The sequence below is a fragment of the Micromonospora xinjiangensis genome (assembly GCF_056150165.1).
In genome coordinates this window covers 903,481-919,237 of record NZ_JAXCFO010000002.1, presented here as the reverse complement: position 1 = coordinate 919,237, position 15,757 = coordinate 903,481, and the positions used below count along the sequence as shown (strand labels likewise).

General features: G+C 73.2%; 13 protein-coding genes. 5 read left to right on the top strand and 8 right to left on the bottom strand.

The window, feature by feature from the left end:
* Window positions 1-66 precede the first annotated feature (66 nt).
* The 3 genes from SM573_RS11120 to SM573_RS11110 all read right to left on the bottom strand — a co-directional run bounded on the left by SM573_RS11120 (window position 67) and on the right by SM573_RS11110 (window position 2,792).
* Window positions 67-480 (bottom strand): Asp23/Gls24 family envelope stress response protein, encoded by a 414-nt coding sequence (locus SM573_RS11120; protein WP_474616002.1) that lies wholly within the window; start codon window positions 478-480, stop codon window positions 67-69.
* A gap of 84 nt (window positions 481-564) precedes the next feature.
* Entirely contained in the window at window positions 565-1,500 is a 936-nt protein-coding gene (gene meaB, locus SM573_RS11115; protein WP_474614371.1) for a methylmalonyl Co-A mutase-associated GTPase MeaB, read from the bottom strand.
* A gap of 92 nt (window positions 1,501-1,592) precedes the next feature.
* Window positions 1,593-2,792, bottom strand: coding sequence for an acetyl-CoA C-acetyltransferase (locus SM573_RS11110; RefSeq protein WP_474614343.1), 1,200 nt, complete (start codon window positions 2,790-2,792; stop codon window positions 1,593-1,595).
* 62 nt (window positions 2,793-2,854) lie between these two features.
* Between SM573_RS11110 and mce the strand changes: the two genes are divergently transcribed.
* The 5 genes from mce (at window position 2,855) to SM573_RS11085 (ending at window position 10,552) form a co-directional block, all read left to right on the top strand.
* A complete protein-coding gene (mce, locus tag SM573_RS11105; RefSeq protein WP_474614344.1) occupies window positions 2,855-3,325 on the top strand; it encodes a methylmalonyl-CoA epimerase in 471 nt (156 codons plus the stop codon).
* A 325-nt stretch (window positions 3,326-3,650) separates the two neighbouring features.
* Window positions 3,651-5,006 (top strand): crotonyl-CoA carboxylase/reductase, encoded by a 1,356-nt coding sequence (ccrA, locus tag SM573_RS11100; RefSeq protein ID WP_474616001.1) that lies wholly within the window; start codon window positions 3,651-3,653, stop codon window positions 5,004-5,006.
* A gap of 341 nt (window positions 5,007-5,347) precedes the next feature.
* The gene (locus SM573_RS11095) at window positions 5,348-6,610 is read left to right on the top strand and encodes a coiled-coil domain-containing protein (RefSeq protein WP_474614346.1); all 1,263 of its coding nucleotides are present in this window, start codon (window positions 5,348-5,350) and stop codon (window positions 6,608-6,610) included.
* A gap of 176 nt (window positions 6,611-6,786) precedes the next feature.
* Entirely contained in the window at window positions 6,787-9,096 is a 2,310-nt protein-coding gene (locus SM573_RS11090; protein WP_474616000.1) for a coiled-coil domain-containing protein, read from the top strand.
* A gap of 121 nt (window positions 9,097-9,217) precedes the next feature.
* Window positions 9,218-10,552, top strand: a complete 1,335-nt coding sequence (locus SM573_RS11085; protein ID WP_474614348.1) for an AI-2E family transporter — start codon at window positions 9,218-9,220, stop codon at window positions 10,550-10,552.
* Window positions 10,553-10,558: 6 nt separating this feature from the next.
* Here the strand turns inward: SM573_RS11085 and SM573_RS11080 are convergent, their stop codons facing one another.
* The 5 genes from SM573_RS11080 to SM573_RS11060 all read right to left on the bottom strand — a co-directional run bounded on the left by SM573_RS11080 (window position 10,559) and on the right by SM573_RS11060 (window position 15,568).
* A complete protein-coding gene (locus tag SM573_RS11080; protein ID WP_474614349.1) occupies window positions 10,559-11,368 on the bottom strand; it encodes an alpha/beta hydrolase in 810 nt (269 codons plus the stop codon).
* Window positions 11,369-11,435: 67 nt separating this feature from the next.
* Entirely contained in the window at window positions 11,436-11,762 is a 327-nt protein-coding gene (locus SM573_RS11075) for a hypothetical protein (protein ID WP_474614350.1), read from the bottom strand.
* Between the two features lie 188 nt (window positions 11,763-11,950).
* Window positions 11,951-13,741, bottom strand: a complete 1,791-nt coding sequence (locus SM573_RS11070) for a 3-hydroxyacyl-CoA dehydrogenase family protein (RefSeq protein WP_474614353.1) — start codon at window positions 13,739-13,741, stop codon at window positions 11,951-11,953.
* 217 nt (window positions 13,742-13,958) lie between these two features.
* Window positions 13,959-15,032, bottom strand: coding sequence for an alpha/beta fold hydrolase (locus tag SM573_RS11065; RefSeq protein WP_474614354.1), 1,074 nt, complete (start codon window positions 15,030-15,032; stop codon window positions 13,959-13,961).
* 122 nt (window positions 15,033-15,154) lie between these two features.
* Window positions 15,155-15,568 (bottom strand): FHA domain-containing protein, encoded by a 414-nt coding sequence (locus SM573_RS11060; protein WP_474614355.1) that lies wholly within the window; start codon window positions 15,566-15,568, stop codon window positions 15,155-15,157.
* Window positions 15,569-15,757: the final 189 nt, after the last annotated feature.

Sequence of the window (15,757 nt, the reverse complement as noted above, 5' to 3'; positions counted from 1 at the left end):
ACGATCGCTAAGGAAAGTCGTACCGACGGGTAACCTGACCTGCCCGGAGCCTCCGGGCGGGCGCCGTCAGGCCGGCGGCGCCGGCGGCTCCCCGAGCGCGACGTCGTCCACGCGGATGTTGACCGCGTCGACCCGCAGCCCGTACGCCTCGACCGCCCCGGTCACCTTCGCCCGGACCGCCTCGGTCACCTCCGGCACCGTCCGGCCGGCCTCGATCACGATGAACAGGTCGATCACGGCGCCGCCGTTCACCACCTTCGCCGAGGCGCCCCGGGTGGCGTCGCCGACGTTGTCGAGGCCGATCCGGTCGAGCACCGAGTTGAAGAACCGGGCCGCGTCCCCGCCCAGGTCGGTCACGCCGGGCACCGCACGGGCGGCGGCCACCGCGATCTTCTCCAGCACGTCGTCGTCGATGGACGTCGTGCCGGCGGTCGCCGGGACCGGCGTCACCGACTGCTCCTGCGTCGCCTCGTCAGTCATGATCTCCCCAAAACGTCGCACCGCCCTCCGGGGTCCCGGGGGCGGTGCGAGCGTACTAAGAGAAGGCGGTCCGCAGTGGACCGGTCAGGCTCCGAGCTGTGCCAACAGTTCGTCGGCGGCCGCGTACGGGTCGATCGCGCCCTCGGCCACCTTCGCGGCGAGCGACGGCAGCTCCGTACCGTCGCGCAGCGAACCGATCCGGTCGCGGAGCACGCCGAGCGCGATCGCCTCGATCTCGGCGGCGGCCCGCGCCTCCTGCCGGCGGCGCAGCTCACCGTGCTCGACCAGCCAGTCGCGGTGCTTGTCGATACCGGCGGCGATGTCGTCGATGCCCTCGCCGCGCGCGGCGATCGCCCGCACCACCTGCGGCCGCCACTGCCCCGGACCGCGCTCGCCGAGGGCGATCATGCCCTGGATGTCGCGGTAGGTGGCGTCGGCGCCGTCCCGGTCGGCCTTGTTGACCACGAAGACGTCGGCGATCTCCAGGATGCCGGCCTTAACCGCCTGGATCGCGTCGCCCATACCGGGGGCGAGCAGCACCAGCGTGGTGTCGGCCAGCGAGGCGACCTCGACCTCGGCCTGCCCGACGCCGACCGTCTCCACCAGCACCACGTCGCAGCCGGCGCCCTCCAGCACCCGCACCGCCTGCGGCGTGGCGGCGGCCAGGCCGCCGAGGTGACCGCGGCTGGACATCGAGCGGATGTAGACGCCCGGATCGGTCGCGTGGTCCTGCATCCGGACCCGGTCGCCGAGGATCGCCCCGCCCGTGAACGGGCTGGACGGGTCGACCGCCAGGACGCCGACCCGGTGCCCGCGCGCCCGCAGCGCCCGGACCAGCTCGTTCGTGGTGGTGGACTTGCCCACACCGGGCGAGCCGGTCAACCCCACCACCTGGGCCTGGCCGGCGTACGGCGCGAGGGCCGCGGCGATGTCGCGCAGCAGCTCGTCGCCGTTCTCGACCAGGGTGATGAGGCGGGCCACCGCGCGGTGGTCACCGGCGCGGGCCCGCGCGACCAGCATGGGCACGTCCCGGCTGCGGCGCACCGATCCGGTGGCCGCCGCCGGGACGTTCTCGATCGTTCCGCTCACTGAGCCAGCTCACACAACCCCGGTCACTGACCGTTCTCGCCCGGCGCCGGGACGTGGATGATCAGGGCGTCGCCCTGCCCGCCGCCGCCGCAGAGGGCCGCCGCGCCCGTGCCCCCACCGCGCCGCCGCAGCTCCAGGGCGAGGGTGAGCACCAGCCGGGCACCGGACATGCCGATCGGGTGGCCCAGCGCGATGGCCCCGCCGTTCACGTTGACCTTGGCCGGGGAGATGCCGAGGTCCCGGACGGACTGGATCCCGACCTGGGCGAACGCCTCGTTGATCTCGATGAGGTCGAGGTCGGCGACGGTCAGCCCGGCCTTGCGCAGCGCGTGCTGGATGGCGTTCGACGGCTGGGAGTGCAGGGAGTTGTCCGGGCCCGCGACGTTGCCGTGCGCGCCCACCTCCGCGATCCAGGTCAGCCCCAGCTCCTTCGCCTTGGCCTTGCTCATCACCACGACGGCGGCCGCGCCGTCGGAGATCGGCGAGGAGCTGCCGGCGGTGATGGTGCCGTCCTTGGTGAACGCCGGACGCAGCTTCGCCAGCGTCTCGACCGTGGTGTCCGGCCGGATCCCCTCGTCCTCGCTGATCACCACCGGGTCGCCCTTGCGCTGCGGGATGACCACCGGGGTGATCTCGTCGGCGAAGTGGCCGTTCTTCTGCGCGGCGGCGGCCTTCTGGTGGCTCGCCGCGGCGAAGGCGTCCTGCTCCTCCCGGCTGATGCCGTGCCTGGTGCCGAGCCGCTCGGTGGACTCCCCCATCGAGCAGCAGTCCCACGCGTCGGTGAGCCCGTCGAGCGCCATGTGGTCCTTGACCACCACGTCGCCGTACTTGTAGCCGGACCGCTGGCCCATCAGCAGGTGCGGGGCGTTGGTCATCGACTCCATGCCGCCGGCGACGACGATGTCGAACTCGCCGGCCCGGATGAGCTGGTCGGCCAGGGCGATGGCGTCGAGGCCGGAGAGGCACACCTTGTTGATGGTCAGCGCCGGCACGGACATCGGGATGCCCGCCTCCACGGCCGCCTGCCGCGCCGGGATCTGGCCCGCGCCCGCCTGGAGCACCTGCCCCATGATCACGTACTGCACCTGGTCGGGGCTGACGCCGCTCCGCTCCAGGGCCGCCTTGATCGCGATCCCGCCGAGCTTCGTGGCCGGGAGGTCCTTGAGGTTGCCCAGCAGGCGCCCCATCGGGGTCCGCGCGCCGCTGACGATCACCGAAGCCATACCTGCCTCCGAGGGGGGTGCCGACCTGTACGCCTTAACGATTGTTCGGCCAGACTAGCGCCATGGCAGAGAACTCCCCCGTCGAGCCCGCTGCGGACTACGTCACAGACATCGGGCTGCGCCGAATCGACCACGTCGGGATCGCCGTGGCCGACCTGGACGCCGCGATCGACTTCTACCAGCGGACGTTCGGGATGCGCTGCGTGCACACCGAGACCAACACCGAGCAGGGCGTACGCGAGGCGATGCTGGCCGTCGGCCCGGGCACCGAGGGGGGTTGCGTGCAACTGCTCGCCCCGCTCACCCCCGAGTCCACCATCGCGAAGTTCCTCGACCGCAACGGTCCGGGCGTGCAGCAGGTCGCGTACACCGTCGTGGACATCGACGCGGCCTGCGCGGCGCTGCGCGAGCGCGGAATGCGCCTGCTGTACGACACGCCGCGGCGCGGCACCGCGAACTCCCGGATCAACTTCGTGCACCCGAAGGACGCCGGCGGCGTGCTGGTGGAGCTGGTCGAGCCGGCCGCGCACTGAGCAGCCGCCCGGCGGGCGCGTCGGTCACGAGGTCCGCGGGGCGCCGCGGACCTCGTGATCCACCTGCCGGAAGCGACCCGCGCGGGAGCCTCCCGCGCCCGGTGGTGCGCGGTTCGGCCGCGCCCCGGACACCTTCACGCATCGGCCGATGCAATTGTTCACACAGGACTTCCCGGCCTAGCTACCGTTCAGTAACGTCCGCCCCCAACCGGAGCGCGACCGCTCGCGATGTGTCGGACGACGACATGGTGGCCGCTCGCCCCGGTGCCGACGATGGCAGCACCCAGTCCCGCGCACGCGGGGTGCGGACGAACGGGAGGTCACCGTGCAGGACATCCTCGAGGCGATCATGGCGGCGGAGGGCTCCAGCCGGCCGGAACGGGAACTCGCCGGGATCGCCGGGCTGCCGGTGCCGGAGAGCTACCGGGGCGTGGTGGTGCGAGCGGACGAGACCCGGATGTTCGACGGGATGGCCACCCGGGACAAGGATCCGCGCAAGGCGCTGCACGTCCAGGAGGTGCCGACGCCGGAGCTGGCCCCCGGCGAGGCGCTCGTCGCCGTGATGGCCAGCGCCATCAACTACAACACCGTCTGGACGAGCATCTTCGAGCCGCTGTCCACCTTCACGTTCCTCCGGCGCTACGGGCGGATCTCCGACCTGGCGCGCCGGCACGACCTGCCGTACCACGTGGTGGGCTCGGACGCCGCCGGGGTGGTGCTGCGCACCGGCCCCGGGGTGACGCGGTGGCGGCCGGGCGACGAGGTGGTGGCGCACTGCCTCTCGGTGGAGCTGGAGGACGCCGCCGGGCACGACGACACCATGCTCGACCCGCAGCAGCGGATCTGGGGCTTCGAGACGAACTTTGGCGGGCTCGCCGAACTCGCCGTGGTCAAGGCCAACCAGCTGATGCCGAAGCCGCGGCACCTCAGCTGGGAGGAGGCCGCCAGCCCGGGGCTGGTCAACTCGACCGCCTACCGGCAGCTGGTCTCGCACCACGGCGCCAACATGAAGCAGGGCGACGTGGTGCTGATCTGGGGCGCGTCCGGCGGCCTGGGCAGCTACGCCACGCAGATGGCCCTCAACGGCGGCGCGATCCCGGTCTGCGTGGTCTCGTCGCCGGAGAAGGCGGAGCTGTGCCGGCGGATGGGCGCCGAGCTGGTCATCGACCGCGCGGCCGAGGGTTTCCGGTTCTGGCGTGACGAGCAGACCCAGGACCCGGACGAGTGGCGCCGCTTCGGCGAGCGGATCCGCGAGCTGACCGGGGGCGAGGACCCGGACATCGTGTTCGAGCACCCGGGCCGGGAGACCTTCGGCGCCAGCGTCTACGTGGCCAAGCGGGGCGGGACCGTCGTCACCTGCGCGTCGACCAGCGGCTACCAGCACCAGTACGACAACCGCTACCTGTGGATGCACCTCAAGCGGATCATCGGCAGCCACTTCGCCAACTACCAGGAGGCCTGGCAGGCCAACCGCCTGGTGGCCCTGGGCCGGGTGCACCCGACGGTCTCGAAGACCTACCCGATGGAGCAGACCGGCCAGGCCGCGTACGAGGTGCACCGCAACGCCCACCAGGGCAAGGTCGGCGTCCGCTGCCTCGCGCCGCACGACGGGCTGGGCGTCCGCGACCCGGAGCTGCGCGCCCGGCACGAGGACGCCATCAACCGGTTCCGCGGTCACTGACCGCGCCGGTGTCGCGTCCCGCTCCGGCCGCCCGTCCCTGCGGCCGGAGCGGGACGACCCGTCCGGGGGATGACGCGTCCGCCATTGCGGGGACGCGTGCCTTTCCCACCGTCGTCCGGCGACTCATTCGCGTGCGGCGCGGGCATCGGACAAAGGGCTCCGCCGCGACAGTGGCGAGCGCTTTTCCCCGTTCCACCCCGCGTCACCGGACCCACCCGGAGCTGCCAAGATCGTCGGCCCGCCGTGGTCCCGTGACGGCCGAGAGTTGACCATGTAAAGAGGACTCGAAAGGTTCGTACCGCTCTTGCGGAGCACCCTGGGGCGTCTGCCAGTATGTCCCAATGCCCCAGCAGCAATCCTCCCCTCTCGCGTTCTTCGATAACGCGAACTCCCAGCCAGATTTCACGGTTGGCCTGCGCGGATACAACACCCACCAGGTCGACGACTTCATCGGTCGGATGACCGCGGCGCTGACCCAGTCGGAGCAGGCTCGCGCCGAGGCCGAGCAGCGGATGAACGACGCCCAGCGCCGGCTCCGCCAGGCCGAGCAGCGCATGGCCGCGCTGGAGCAGAAGCTCACGGAGACCAACAAGCAGCTCGAGGAGAACAGCCGGCCGACCCTCTCCGGCCTGGGCACCCGCGTCGAGCAGATCCTGCGGCTGGCGGAGGAGCAGGCCAACGACCACCGCAACGAGGCCAAGCGCGAGTCGGAGGGCATCCTCTCCGCCGCCCGCCTCGAGGCGCGTGAGATCACCGACAAGGCCCGCGCCGAGGCCGCCGCGATGAAGGCCACCGCCGAGCGCGAGGCCGGCAACGTCCGCACCGCCGCCGAGCGGGAGGCCGCCGAGGTCCGGGTGCAGGCCCGCCGCGAGGCCGACACGCTGCGCGCCGACGCGGAGCGCGAGACCAAGCAGCTGCGCACGGTGACCGCGCACGAGGTGGCCGAGCTGAAGTCCACCGTCGAGCGGGAGGTGGCGACCCTCCGCGCCACCGCCGAGCGGGAGATCACCCAACAGCGGGCGAAGGCCGCACGGGAGGCCGAGGAGAAGCGCGCCGAGGCGACCAAGCTGCTCACCGACGCGCGGGACAAGCGCGACAAGGACCTGCAGGCCCTCGAGCTCCAGCTCGCCGAGCGTCGCGAGAAGGCCGAGCGCGAGGAGTCCGAGCGGCACGCCGCCCAGGTGGCGCAGACCCAGAAGCTGGTCAGCGAGGCCGAGCAGCGGGCCCGGGCCGCCCAGGAGCGGGCCAAGGAGATCGAGCAGCGCGCGGAGGCGCGCCGGGTCGAGTCCGAGCGCACCGCCGCCGAGACGGTCGACAAGGCCAAGGCACTCGCCGAGAAGACGCTCAACGAGGCGCGGGCCGAGTCGCAGCGCCTGCTCAGCGAGGCGCGGACGGAGGCGGAGCTGACCACGCAGGCGGCCCGCCGCGAGGTCGAGGACCTCACCCGGCAGAAGGACGCGGTCACCGCGCAGCTCGGCCAGATGCTCTCCGGGCTCGCCGGCATCGTGCCGGGTGTGCCCAACTCGCAGGCCGCCGGCGCGACCGCCAAGCCGGAGGGCGACAAGGCCGGCGGCGACAAGGTGGCCGCGGAGTCGGCCAGCTGACGCACCGCCAGGTCGGGGCATGACGCGGCGCGGGGCGGCACCGGGTGACCGGTGGCGCCCCGCGCCGCATGCGTTCCGCCACCCGCTGTTATCCACCGGTACGACCCGAGTGAAGTAGGTCCAAGAGGGGCGTCCGTATCGCCCCAGGAGGGCCGGTTGCGTGTGAGGATGAGGGCATGTCGCACGGCGAGGAACTGTTCGCTCTCGGCGGGGACGTGGCCACGGAGCCAAGCTTCGAGTCCGCTCTGCGGGGGTACGAGAAGAAGCAGGTCGACCGGTACGTCGCGCGTGCGGAGCACGAGATCGCGACCCTGACGGCCGAGCGGGAGCAGGCCTACACACAGATCCACAAGCTCGCCGGCCAGGTGGAGGTGCTCCAGCGGGACCTCGCCCAGGTGCGTAAGCAGGTCGGCGTGGTGGACCGGGCCTCGTTCCGGCACCTCGGCCCCCGCGTCGAGCAGATCCTCGGCCTCGCGGAGGAGCAGGCGGAGGAGATCCTCCGCGCCGCCAACGAGGAGATCGAGTCACGCCGGGCGGCGGCCCAGCACATCGTCGACGACGCCCGCGAGCAGGCCGAGAAGGCGCTGAAGGACTTCGAGATCGCGCTGGCCGCCCGGCGGGCGGAGGAGGAGCGTCAGGCCGCCGCGCGGAAGGCCGAGTCGGAGGCCGCGCTGCGCGCCGCCAAGGAGGAGGCCACGAAGCTGCGGCGCAACGCGCAGGACGAGCTGGCCAAGGCGCAGCAGGAGTCGGCCCAGCTGCGGGAGACGGCGAAGGAGATCCACGCTCGCGCCCAGCAGGAGTCCACCAAGCTGCGCGAGGCGGCGCGGGAGACGCTGGCCAAGGCCCAGCAGGAGGCCACCGAGCTGCGGGACGCCGCCAAGGAGGTGCACGCCAAGGCCCAGCAGGAGGCCAAGCGCCTCGTCGACCAGGCGACCGAGGCCGGACGGGCCACCCACGCGAAGGCCCAGCGGGAGGCCAAGCAGATTATCGACGACGCCTCGATGGCCGGGCGCGCGACCCGCGCCAAGGCCCAGCAGGAGGCGGAGCGCCTGACCACACAGGCCGCCGAGGCGGCCAAGCGCAGCCGCGCCGAGACCGAGGCGTACGTGCAGCGGATGCGCGGCGAGACCGAGGCGTACGTGCAGCAGACCCGCGCGCAGACCCAGCAGGAGCTGGGCGCCTGGCGGGCGGGTGTGGAGAAGGAGGTGAACTCCCGCCGGGAAGCCGCCGACCGCGAGCTCGCCCAGCGCCGGGCCTCCGCCGAGCAGGAGTTCGCCAAGCGCCGCGACGAGCTGGACAAGCAGCACAAGGCACGCCAGCAGGAGCTGGAGACGCGGCACAGGTCCCGGCAGCAGGAACTGGAGACCGGCTTCACCCGCCGGCAGCAGGAGCTGGAGGCCGAGTTCACCGCCCGGCGCGATCAGCTGGAGGCCGAGTACACGGCTCGCAAGAACGAGATCGAGCAGGGCGCCGACCGCATCCGGCAGGCCGCCGAGCGGGACGCGGCCACCCTGCGCCAGCAGGCCGAGGAGCAGGCCACGGAACTGCTGCGACGCGCCGAGACCGAGGCCACCGAGAAGCGCCGCGCGGCAGATGAGCACGTCTCGGCGTCGCGGCGGCAGTTCGAGGAGTACGCGGCCACGACCCAGCAGGCGCTGGCCACCACCCAGCAGCACCTCGCGGCGACGCAGCAGGAGGTCGCGGCGGGCCGGCAGCAGCTCGCCCAGGTGATGCTGGAGATCGCCCAGGCCCAGCAGCAGCTCGCCGACCTGCGCCAGGAGACCTGGCGGTCCCGACAGGAGTCGGACGAGCTCCAGCGACAGCTGGCCGAGCTTCGGGTGCAGATCGCCACCGCGCCGACGGGCTCCGACGGGCCCACCTCGCCCCCGCCGGCCGGTACGGTCGCCCCCGCGTCGGCCGCTGGACCGGCCGTGGCGGCGCGGCCCGTCGACGCCGGTCGGAACACCGGCGCCAGCCCGACGGCGAAGCCGGCGGATCCGTCCCGGCCGGGCACGAAGGGCGAACCGGGCGGCGCGAAGGAGCGGCCCGCGGGTGCCCAGCCGGTCACCGCGACGGCGCAGCCGGCGGGCGCCCGCGACCAGGGGGCCGCCAAGACGCCCGAGCCGGTCGGCACGAAGCCCCAGCCCGCGGGCGCGACCGGTGCGAAGGAACCGGCCGGCACGAAGCCGGGGCCGGCCGGCGCGAGCGGCGCGAAGCCGGAGTCGGCGCCCGGCGAGGGCGAGCCGGAGGGGGCCGCGCAGCCGAAGAGCCGGCCGGCGGCCGAGCCGGTCACCACGGTCGACGACGGTGCCGCCGGCGCGGCCGTGGACGGCGAGCCGACGGTCGCCGCGGTGCCCGGGTCGGGTGGCCGGGGAGCCACCCCCACGAAGATCACCAGTACGGGTGAGAACGGGAAGCGGCCCAGTAAGCCGACCACCGACGAGCGGGCCGCCAAGCCCAACACCGTCTCGATCGAGAAGGAGTGACGCCCGGCCTCCTGCCCCGCCGGCCGCACGGCGGCCCGACGAGCGGGCGGGACGGCGGCCACCCCGCGGCACCGGCACGGACGGCGTGATACGGGACGCGGGCGGCCAGTAGTCTCCGGGCATGCCGTCACGGCTGCCACGTGGTCGTCGGCGACAGCGGCCGGAGCGCGCCGGTCGTGCGGACGAGGCGGCGCAGCCGCCGGACCTGACCGGAGGACTGGTGACGCAGGACGGGCCGACGGCCGACGGGCCGGGCCGGGACGGGACCGACTCCACGGGGGCCGCGAGGGAGCGGAGCCCGGGGCGCCGGCGCACCCCCGATCCGGTGGGTGTGGAGCCGCCCCGCCCCAAGGAGGCGAGCCCGTCGTCGCCGGATGATCCCGCCGACCCGCCGACGGCCACCGGCTCGGGGCGGTTCGGCCCGCCGGGGCGGCCCCTGCGGCGCAACAGCTTCCTGGTGGGTTTCACCGGCGGCCTCGGCGTGCTGCTGGCGTACACGTTCTATCTGGGGCTGCGCAACGCCGCCGGCATCCTGGTCCTGGTGATGATCGCGCTCTTCCTCGCGATCGGCCTGCACCCGGCGGTGGCCCGGCTGCGGCGCTGGGGGCTGCCGCACGGCCTGTCCGTGGCGCTGGTCGCGTTGGCCGTGCTGCTGCTGCTCTGCGGTGGGGTGTTCGCGCTGGTGCCGCCGATCATCACCCAGTCGGGCCAGTTCGTGGACCAGCTGCCGACCTACATCGAGCAGCTGCGGCGCAGCGAGACGGTCAACGAGCTGATCGAGCGGTACGACCTGATGCAGCGGGTGCAGAGCGCCGTCAACGCGGACACCGTGGGCCGGGCGCTCGGCGGTGTGCTCGGCGGTGCCCAGCTGGTCTTCGGCACGATCTTCAAGGCGCTGACCGTGCTGGTGCTGACGATCTACTTCCTGGCGTACTTCAACCGGCTGCGGACGCTCGGGTACTCCCTGGTGCCCGCGTCCCGCCGGGAGCGCGTGCAGCTGATCGGCGACGAGATCCTGACCCGGGTCGGGGCGTACATGGTGGGCGCGCTGTGCATCGCGGTGCTGGCCGGCTTCAGCACGTTCATCTTCGCCCTGATCGTCGGGTTGGCGTACCCCATGGCGCTCGCCGTGGTCGTCGCCGTGACCGACCTGATCCCGCAGATCGGGGCGACGCTGGGCGCCGTGATCGTGAGCCTCGTCGGCTTCGCCACCGACCTCACCGCGGGTATCGCCTGCGTGGTCTTCTTCCTGGTCTACCAGCAGGTGGAGAACTACCTCATCTACCCGAAGGTGATGCGCCGCTCGGTGCACGTGAACGAGGTGGCCGCCCTGCTCGCCGCGCTGCTCGGGGTCGGGCTGATCGGCGTGGTGGGCGCGCTCATCGCCATCCCGACGGTCGCCGCCATCCAGCTCATCCTGCGCGAGGTGGTGCAGCCCCGGCAGCAGTCGCGCTGACGGCGCTCAGCCGGCGTGCGACTGCGGCGGGCCCGGCACGGGCCGGTCGGCGAACGACGCCACCGTCCGGTCGGCGTACGCGCTGACGTCGCCGGTCTCCATCGGGCCGTCCCAGGTCGTGGGCAGCGGCACGGTCGCGGCCGGGTTGACCCGGCGGACCACCTCGTCGAGCACCCGCTCGGCGTCACCGACCCAGAGGTGCTTCGCCCCCGGCACCCCGATCACCTCGGCCTGCGGCACCGCCGCGAAGCGCTTGCGCGCCTCGTCGGGCCGCAGGTAGTCGTCGAACTCGGGGACCAGCGCCACCAGCGGCCGGCCGGAGCGCGCCCAGTTCGCCAGATCCTCGGGCGCCGAGTAGCGCAGCGGCGGAGACAGCAGGATCGCGCCGGAGACGGCCGGGTCGCAGCCGTACTTCAGGGCCAGGTCGGTGCCGAACGACCAACCCACCAGCCAGATGTTCGGCAGCTCGGCGAACTCGGCGTACTCGATCGCGGCGGCCACGTCGTAGCGCTCGCCCACCGCGTTGTCGAAGGCGCCCTCGCTGGTGCCGCGGACGCTGCTCGTGCCCCGGGTGTTGAACCGCAGCACCGCGACGTCGGCCAGGGCGGGCAGGCGCCAGGCGGCCTTGCGGAACACGTGGCTGTCCATCATCCCGCCGTGCGTCGGCAGCGGGTGCAGGCATACCAGGGTCGCGACCGGCTCCCGGTCGACCGGGCGGGCCAGCTCACCGACGAGGCGGAGCCCGTCGGCGGTGTGCAGCTCGATGTCCTCCCGGTGGCCGGGAAGGATGGACGACGCGCGGATCGCTGTGCTCACCGGTCAAGTCTGTCGCGAAGCGGCCCGACCCGCCCGCCCGGGGAGGAAACAGCGTGATCCAGATCGCTCAGCCGTAGCGGGGGGCGCTACGGCCGCGCTGGACCACCGGGCCCCGCCGGTCCCGCGCCCGCCAGCAGCCGCTGTGCCAGTGCCGGCGGTCACTCAGGTCACCCCGGCCGTCCGCCGGCCAGGCCACCACGTGTGCCACGCCCGGAGGGATCTCCTGGTCACAGCCGGGGCAGCGGTACGTCTTCACCGAGGCGCCGCCGCTGATGCCGCGCACCTGCCACTCGCCGTCACGCCACTGCTGCACGGAGGCGACGCCCTGCCGCGCCCGGTCGGTGTCCAGGTGCGCGGCCTCGTCCCGGCGGGGACGGTTGCGACGGGGACTCACGTCGTCAAGCGTACGGCCGTCCGGCGGCACACCTCGCGCCCCGGGTCGATCAGGTCCAGCGCTCCGGCCGGGTGAGGTCGTCGGCGAGCAGGCGGGCGAGGCGCATGAGCGCCGGGCCACGGCTGCCGACGTACTCCTCGAAGGTCACACCCTTCAGACGCGCTCAGCGGCGCCGCCCGTTGACCCGGTCAGCGATGGGTGTGGTCGCGGAAGCCGCGGCCCGTCTTGCGGCCCAGGTAGCCCGCCGTGACCAGGTGCTCCAGCAGCGGCGCGGGCGCGAAGCCGGGCTCGCGCAGCTCCAGGTAGAGCTCCCGCTGGATGGCCAGCGACACGTCCAGCCCGACCACGTCGAGCAGCTCGAACGGGCCCATCGGGTAGCCGCAGCCGAGCTTCATGGCGTGGTCGATGTCGTCCGCCGTCGAGTAGCTCGCCTCCAGCATCTTCACCGCGTCGTTCAGGTACGGGAAGAGCAGCGCGTTCACGATGAACCCGGAGCGGTCGCCGCACACCACTGCGGTCTTGCCGAGCGCGGCGCAGACCGCGCGGGCGGTGGCGACGGTCTCCGGCGAGGTGCGGATGGTGCGCACGACCTCGACGAGCTGCATGATCGGGGCCGGGTTGAAGAAGTGCAGCCCGACCACGTCGGCCGGCCGCTGGGTGGCCATCGCCACCTCGATCACCGGCAGCGACGAGGTGGTCGTGGCGAGCACGACGCCCGGCTTGCAGATCTCGTCCAGGCTCGCGAAGAGGGCCTTCTTGACGCTCAGCTCCTCGACCACGGCCTCGACCACCAGGTCGACGTCGGCGAGGTGGTCGAGCGAGGCCGACCAGGTGACCCGGCCGAGCGTGGCGTCCCGGTCCTGCTCGCTGAGCTTGCCGCGCACCACGCCCTTGTTGAGGGAGGTCTTCACCGCCTCGCAGACCGTGGCGGACTTCTCGGCCCCCCGGGTCACGGAGACCACCTCGTAGCCGGCCTTCGCGAAGACCTCGATGATCCCCGTGGCCATGGTGCCGGAGCCGACCACGCCGACCTTCGTGATGGCTCGCGCGCCGTCGGCGAGCGCCGCGCCGTCGGCGACCGGCGTCGCCTCGTCGGGTACGACGACCGGGGAACCCGGCCGCTCGTAGGTGTAGAAGCCCCGGCCGGACTTGCGGCCGAGCAGACCCGCGGTGACCATCTGCTTGATCAGCGGCACCGGGGCGTGCCGGCGGTCCCGCCCGCCGCGCCGGTACATGGTGTCCAGGATCTCGTACGCGGTGTCCAGGCCGATCAGGTCCATGAGTGCGAGCGGGCCCATCGGCAGGCCGCAGCCGAGCTTCATGGCGGCGTCGATGTCCTCGCGGCTGGCGTAGTGCGACTCGAACATCGCCACGGCGTGGTTCAGGTAGCCGAAGAGCAGCGCGTTGGCGATGAACCCGGCGCGGTCGTTGATGGTGACGTCGACCTTGCCGAGCCGGGCGCAGAGGGCCTCGACGTCGGCGACGACGTCGGCCGAGGTGACCACCGTCCGGACCACCTCGACCAGCTTCATGACGGGCGCCGGGTTGAAGAAGTGGATGCCGATGACCTGGTTGGGGCGGGTGGTGGCCACGGAGATCTCGGTAACGCTCAGCGACGAGGTGTTGGTGGCGAGGATCGCCTCGGGCTTGCAGACGCGGTCCAGCTCGGCGAAGATCCGCTGCTTCAGGTCGAGGTGCTCGGGGACCGCCTCGATGACCAGGTCGACCGAGTGCAGCGCGTCGAGGCCGACGGCGAAGGTGACGCGGCCGAGCAGCGCGTCCCGGTCGGTGGGGTCGAGCTTGCCCTTGGCGACCGCCCGGTCGGTGGAGCGGGTGAGGGTGACCCGGCCGCGCTCCAGCGCCGCCTCGGAGATCTCGACGGCCACCACGTTGATGCCGTTGCGCGCGAAGACCTCGACGATGCCGGCACCCATGGTGCCCAGCCCGACAACGCCCACGCTGCTGAACTCGCGCGCCATGACCGGCCTCCCCAGTACGCTCCGCACGGCCGCATGAACGGCCGCTAAGGTTATGCGCGCGAGTCTGCCACGCGACGCTCCGTTGTCGAGACGCCGTGGCATATTTCACCCACGCCTCGCCGTCGCGCGAGCGGTTCCCGTCGCCTCGCCGCATGGCGCGCGTGCGGAGGGCCGGGACTACGCGGTGGCCCCGGCGCCGGGGATGGGACGCGGTCGCTCAGGCGGCCGGGACGGCGGTCAGGGCCAGCAGCTCGGCGACGAACTCGGACGGGCGCTCCAGGTGCGGGCTGTGTCCACACCCGGGGAGCACCACCTCGCGGTAGGCACCACCGGCCGCGGCGTACCGCTCCAGCACCGCCCGCGTCTGGCCCACCATCGGCTGCGGCGGGCACGCCACCTCTCCCGGCCACCCGGGAACGGCGCCGAGCGAGCCGAGGTACGCGAGGTCGAAGAGGGACGTGTCCGAGACGATCACGTCGGAGTCGCCGCGTACCCAGGTGACGGGCGGCTTCGCCGCGACGGCGACCAGCTCGTCGGCGAGCCGGAAGTGGGTGGGGGCGAGCGCGTTGAGCACGCCCCGGTCGCCGGGCGAGATGCCCGGCCAGTTGGCGGACGGGACCGACGTGCCCGGGTAGTTGTCCGCACCGGTCGCTGTGGAGAGGATGCTGTCCAGCAGCAGCTCCTCGTCCGCCCCGAGCGAGGCCGGGTCGGCCACGTAGGTGGCTCGCAGCACGTTGCGCGGGCTGGTCGCCGCCTCGTCGCCCCGGTCCTTCGCCGCGAGCCGGGCCACGAAGTCCGGGTTGGCGGTGCCCGCGCCGGTGCCCGCGAAGTCCGGGGTCGTCGGGGTGCCGGCCAGGTCGCGGGTGCCGCCGAAGCCGTACGGGGAGACGGGGGCGGCGAGCAGCAGCCCGCCGACCCGGTCGGGATGGTCGACCAGCAGACTCATCGCCACTCCCCCGCCGAGCGAGTGGCCGACCACCACCGGGCGGGCGTCCGCGGCCTCGAAGAGGCCCGGCTCGTCCAGCAGGGCGGCCACGTCGTCGGCGAAGTCGCGCAGCCCGCGGACGGCGTTCACCGGCGCTGTCTGCGTGTCGCCGTAGCCGCGCAGGTCGGGCGCGACGACCCGGAGCGTGTGCGGCAGGCGGCGGATCAGCGGCTCCCAGAACGCGGACGAGGAGCAGTTGCCGTGCACGAGGAGCACGGGCACGCCGTCCGGCGGCCCGGCCACCCGTACCGCCTGGGTGATGCCGTTGGCCGTGACGACGCGCTGCTCGCTCTCCATCCGCGGCATGCTGCCACCCCGCCGGGCGCCGGTCCATGTGGCCCGACGCCATTCGGGCCCGCCGGGCGGTGTGGCCGACCGCCGTGCGGCGGGGCCGGCGGCTTCGCCGTCGCCGTGGTGCGCCGACCGTCTCAGAGCAGGGCCGGCGGCGTCGCCACCGGCAGCGGCAGCGTCGGCCGGTGGTCCCGCCGGGCCGGGCCGAAGCGGATACCGACCGGGTCGGTGCGCGCGACGCCCGGGTCGAAGAAGCGCAACTCGGTGCGGCCGAGCCGGATCACGTCGCCGTCGGTGAGCTGCTCCACGCCGGCGATGCGACGGTCGTTGAGCCAGGTGCCGTTGGTCGAGCCGACGTCACGCAGGCAGGCACCCTCGGTCGTCAGCCAGATCTCGGCGTGTCGCCTACTCAGGTGCGGATCCGGCACGACGACGTCGGCCGTGGGGGCCCGGCCGATCATCTGAGGTTCGTGACGCAGCCGGAAACTCGCCCCCCGCATCGGCCCAGCGGCGACCGTCAACAACGGCAGCAGTTCTGGAAGTTCCTCCATGGACAGTCAGCCCTCCACCCCACACCGTCACTCCCCGCGTCAGCGTGCCATCAGACGGTAGTCGCGCTCCACCGCCGCCCGTACACGTCTGCGCCTCCGGGTGTACACCTTCCGTTCCCCGTATCGGGCATCGGGGCGGCCCGGTGTCCATCGTGCCGCCGGAGCCGCCGCGGCGAGTGGGGACGCGCC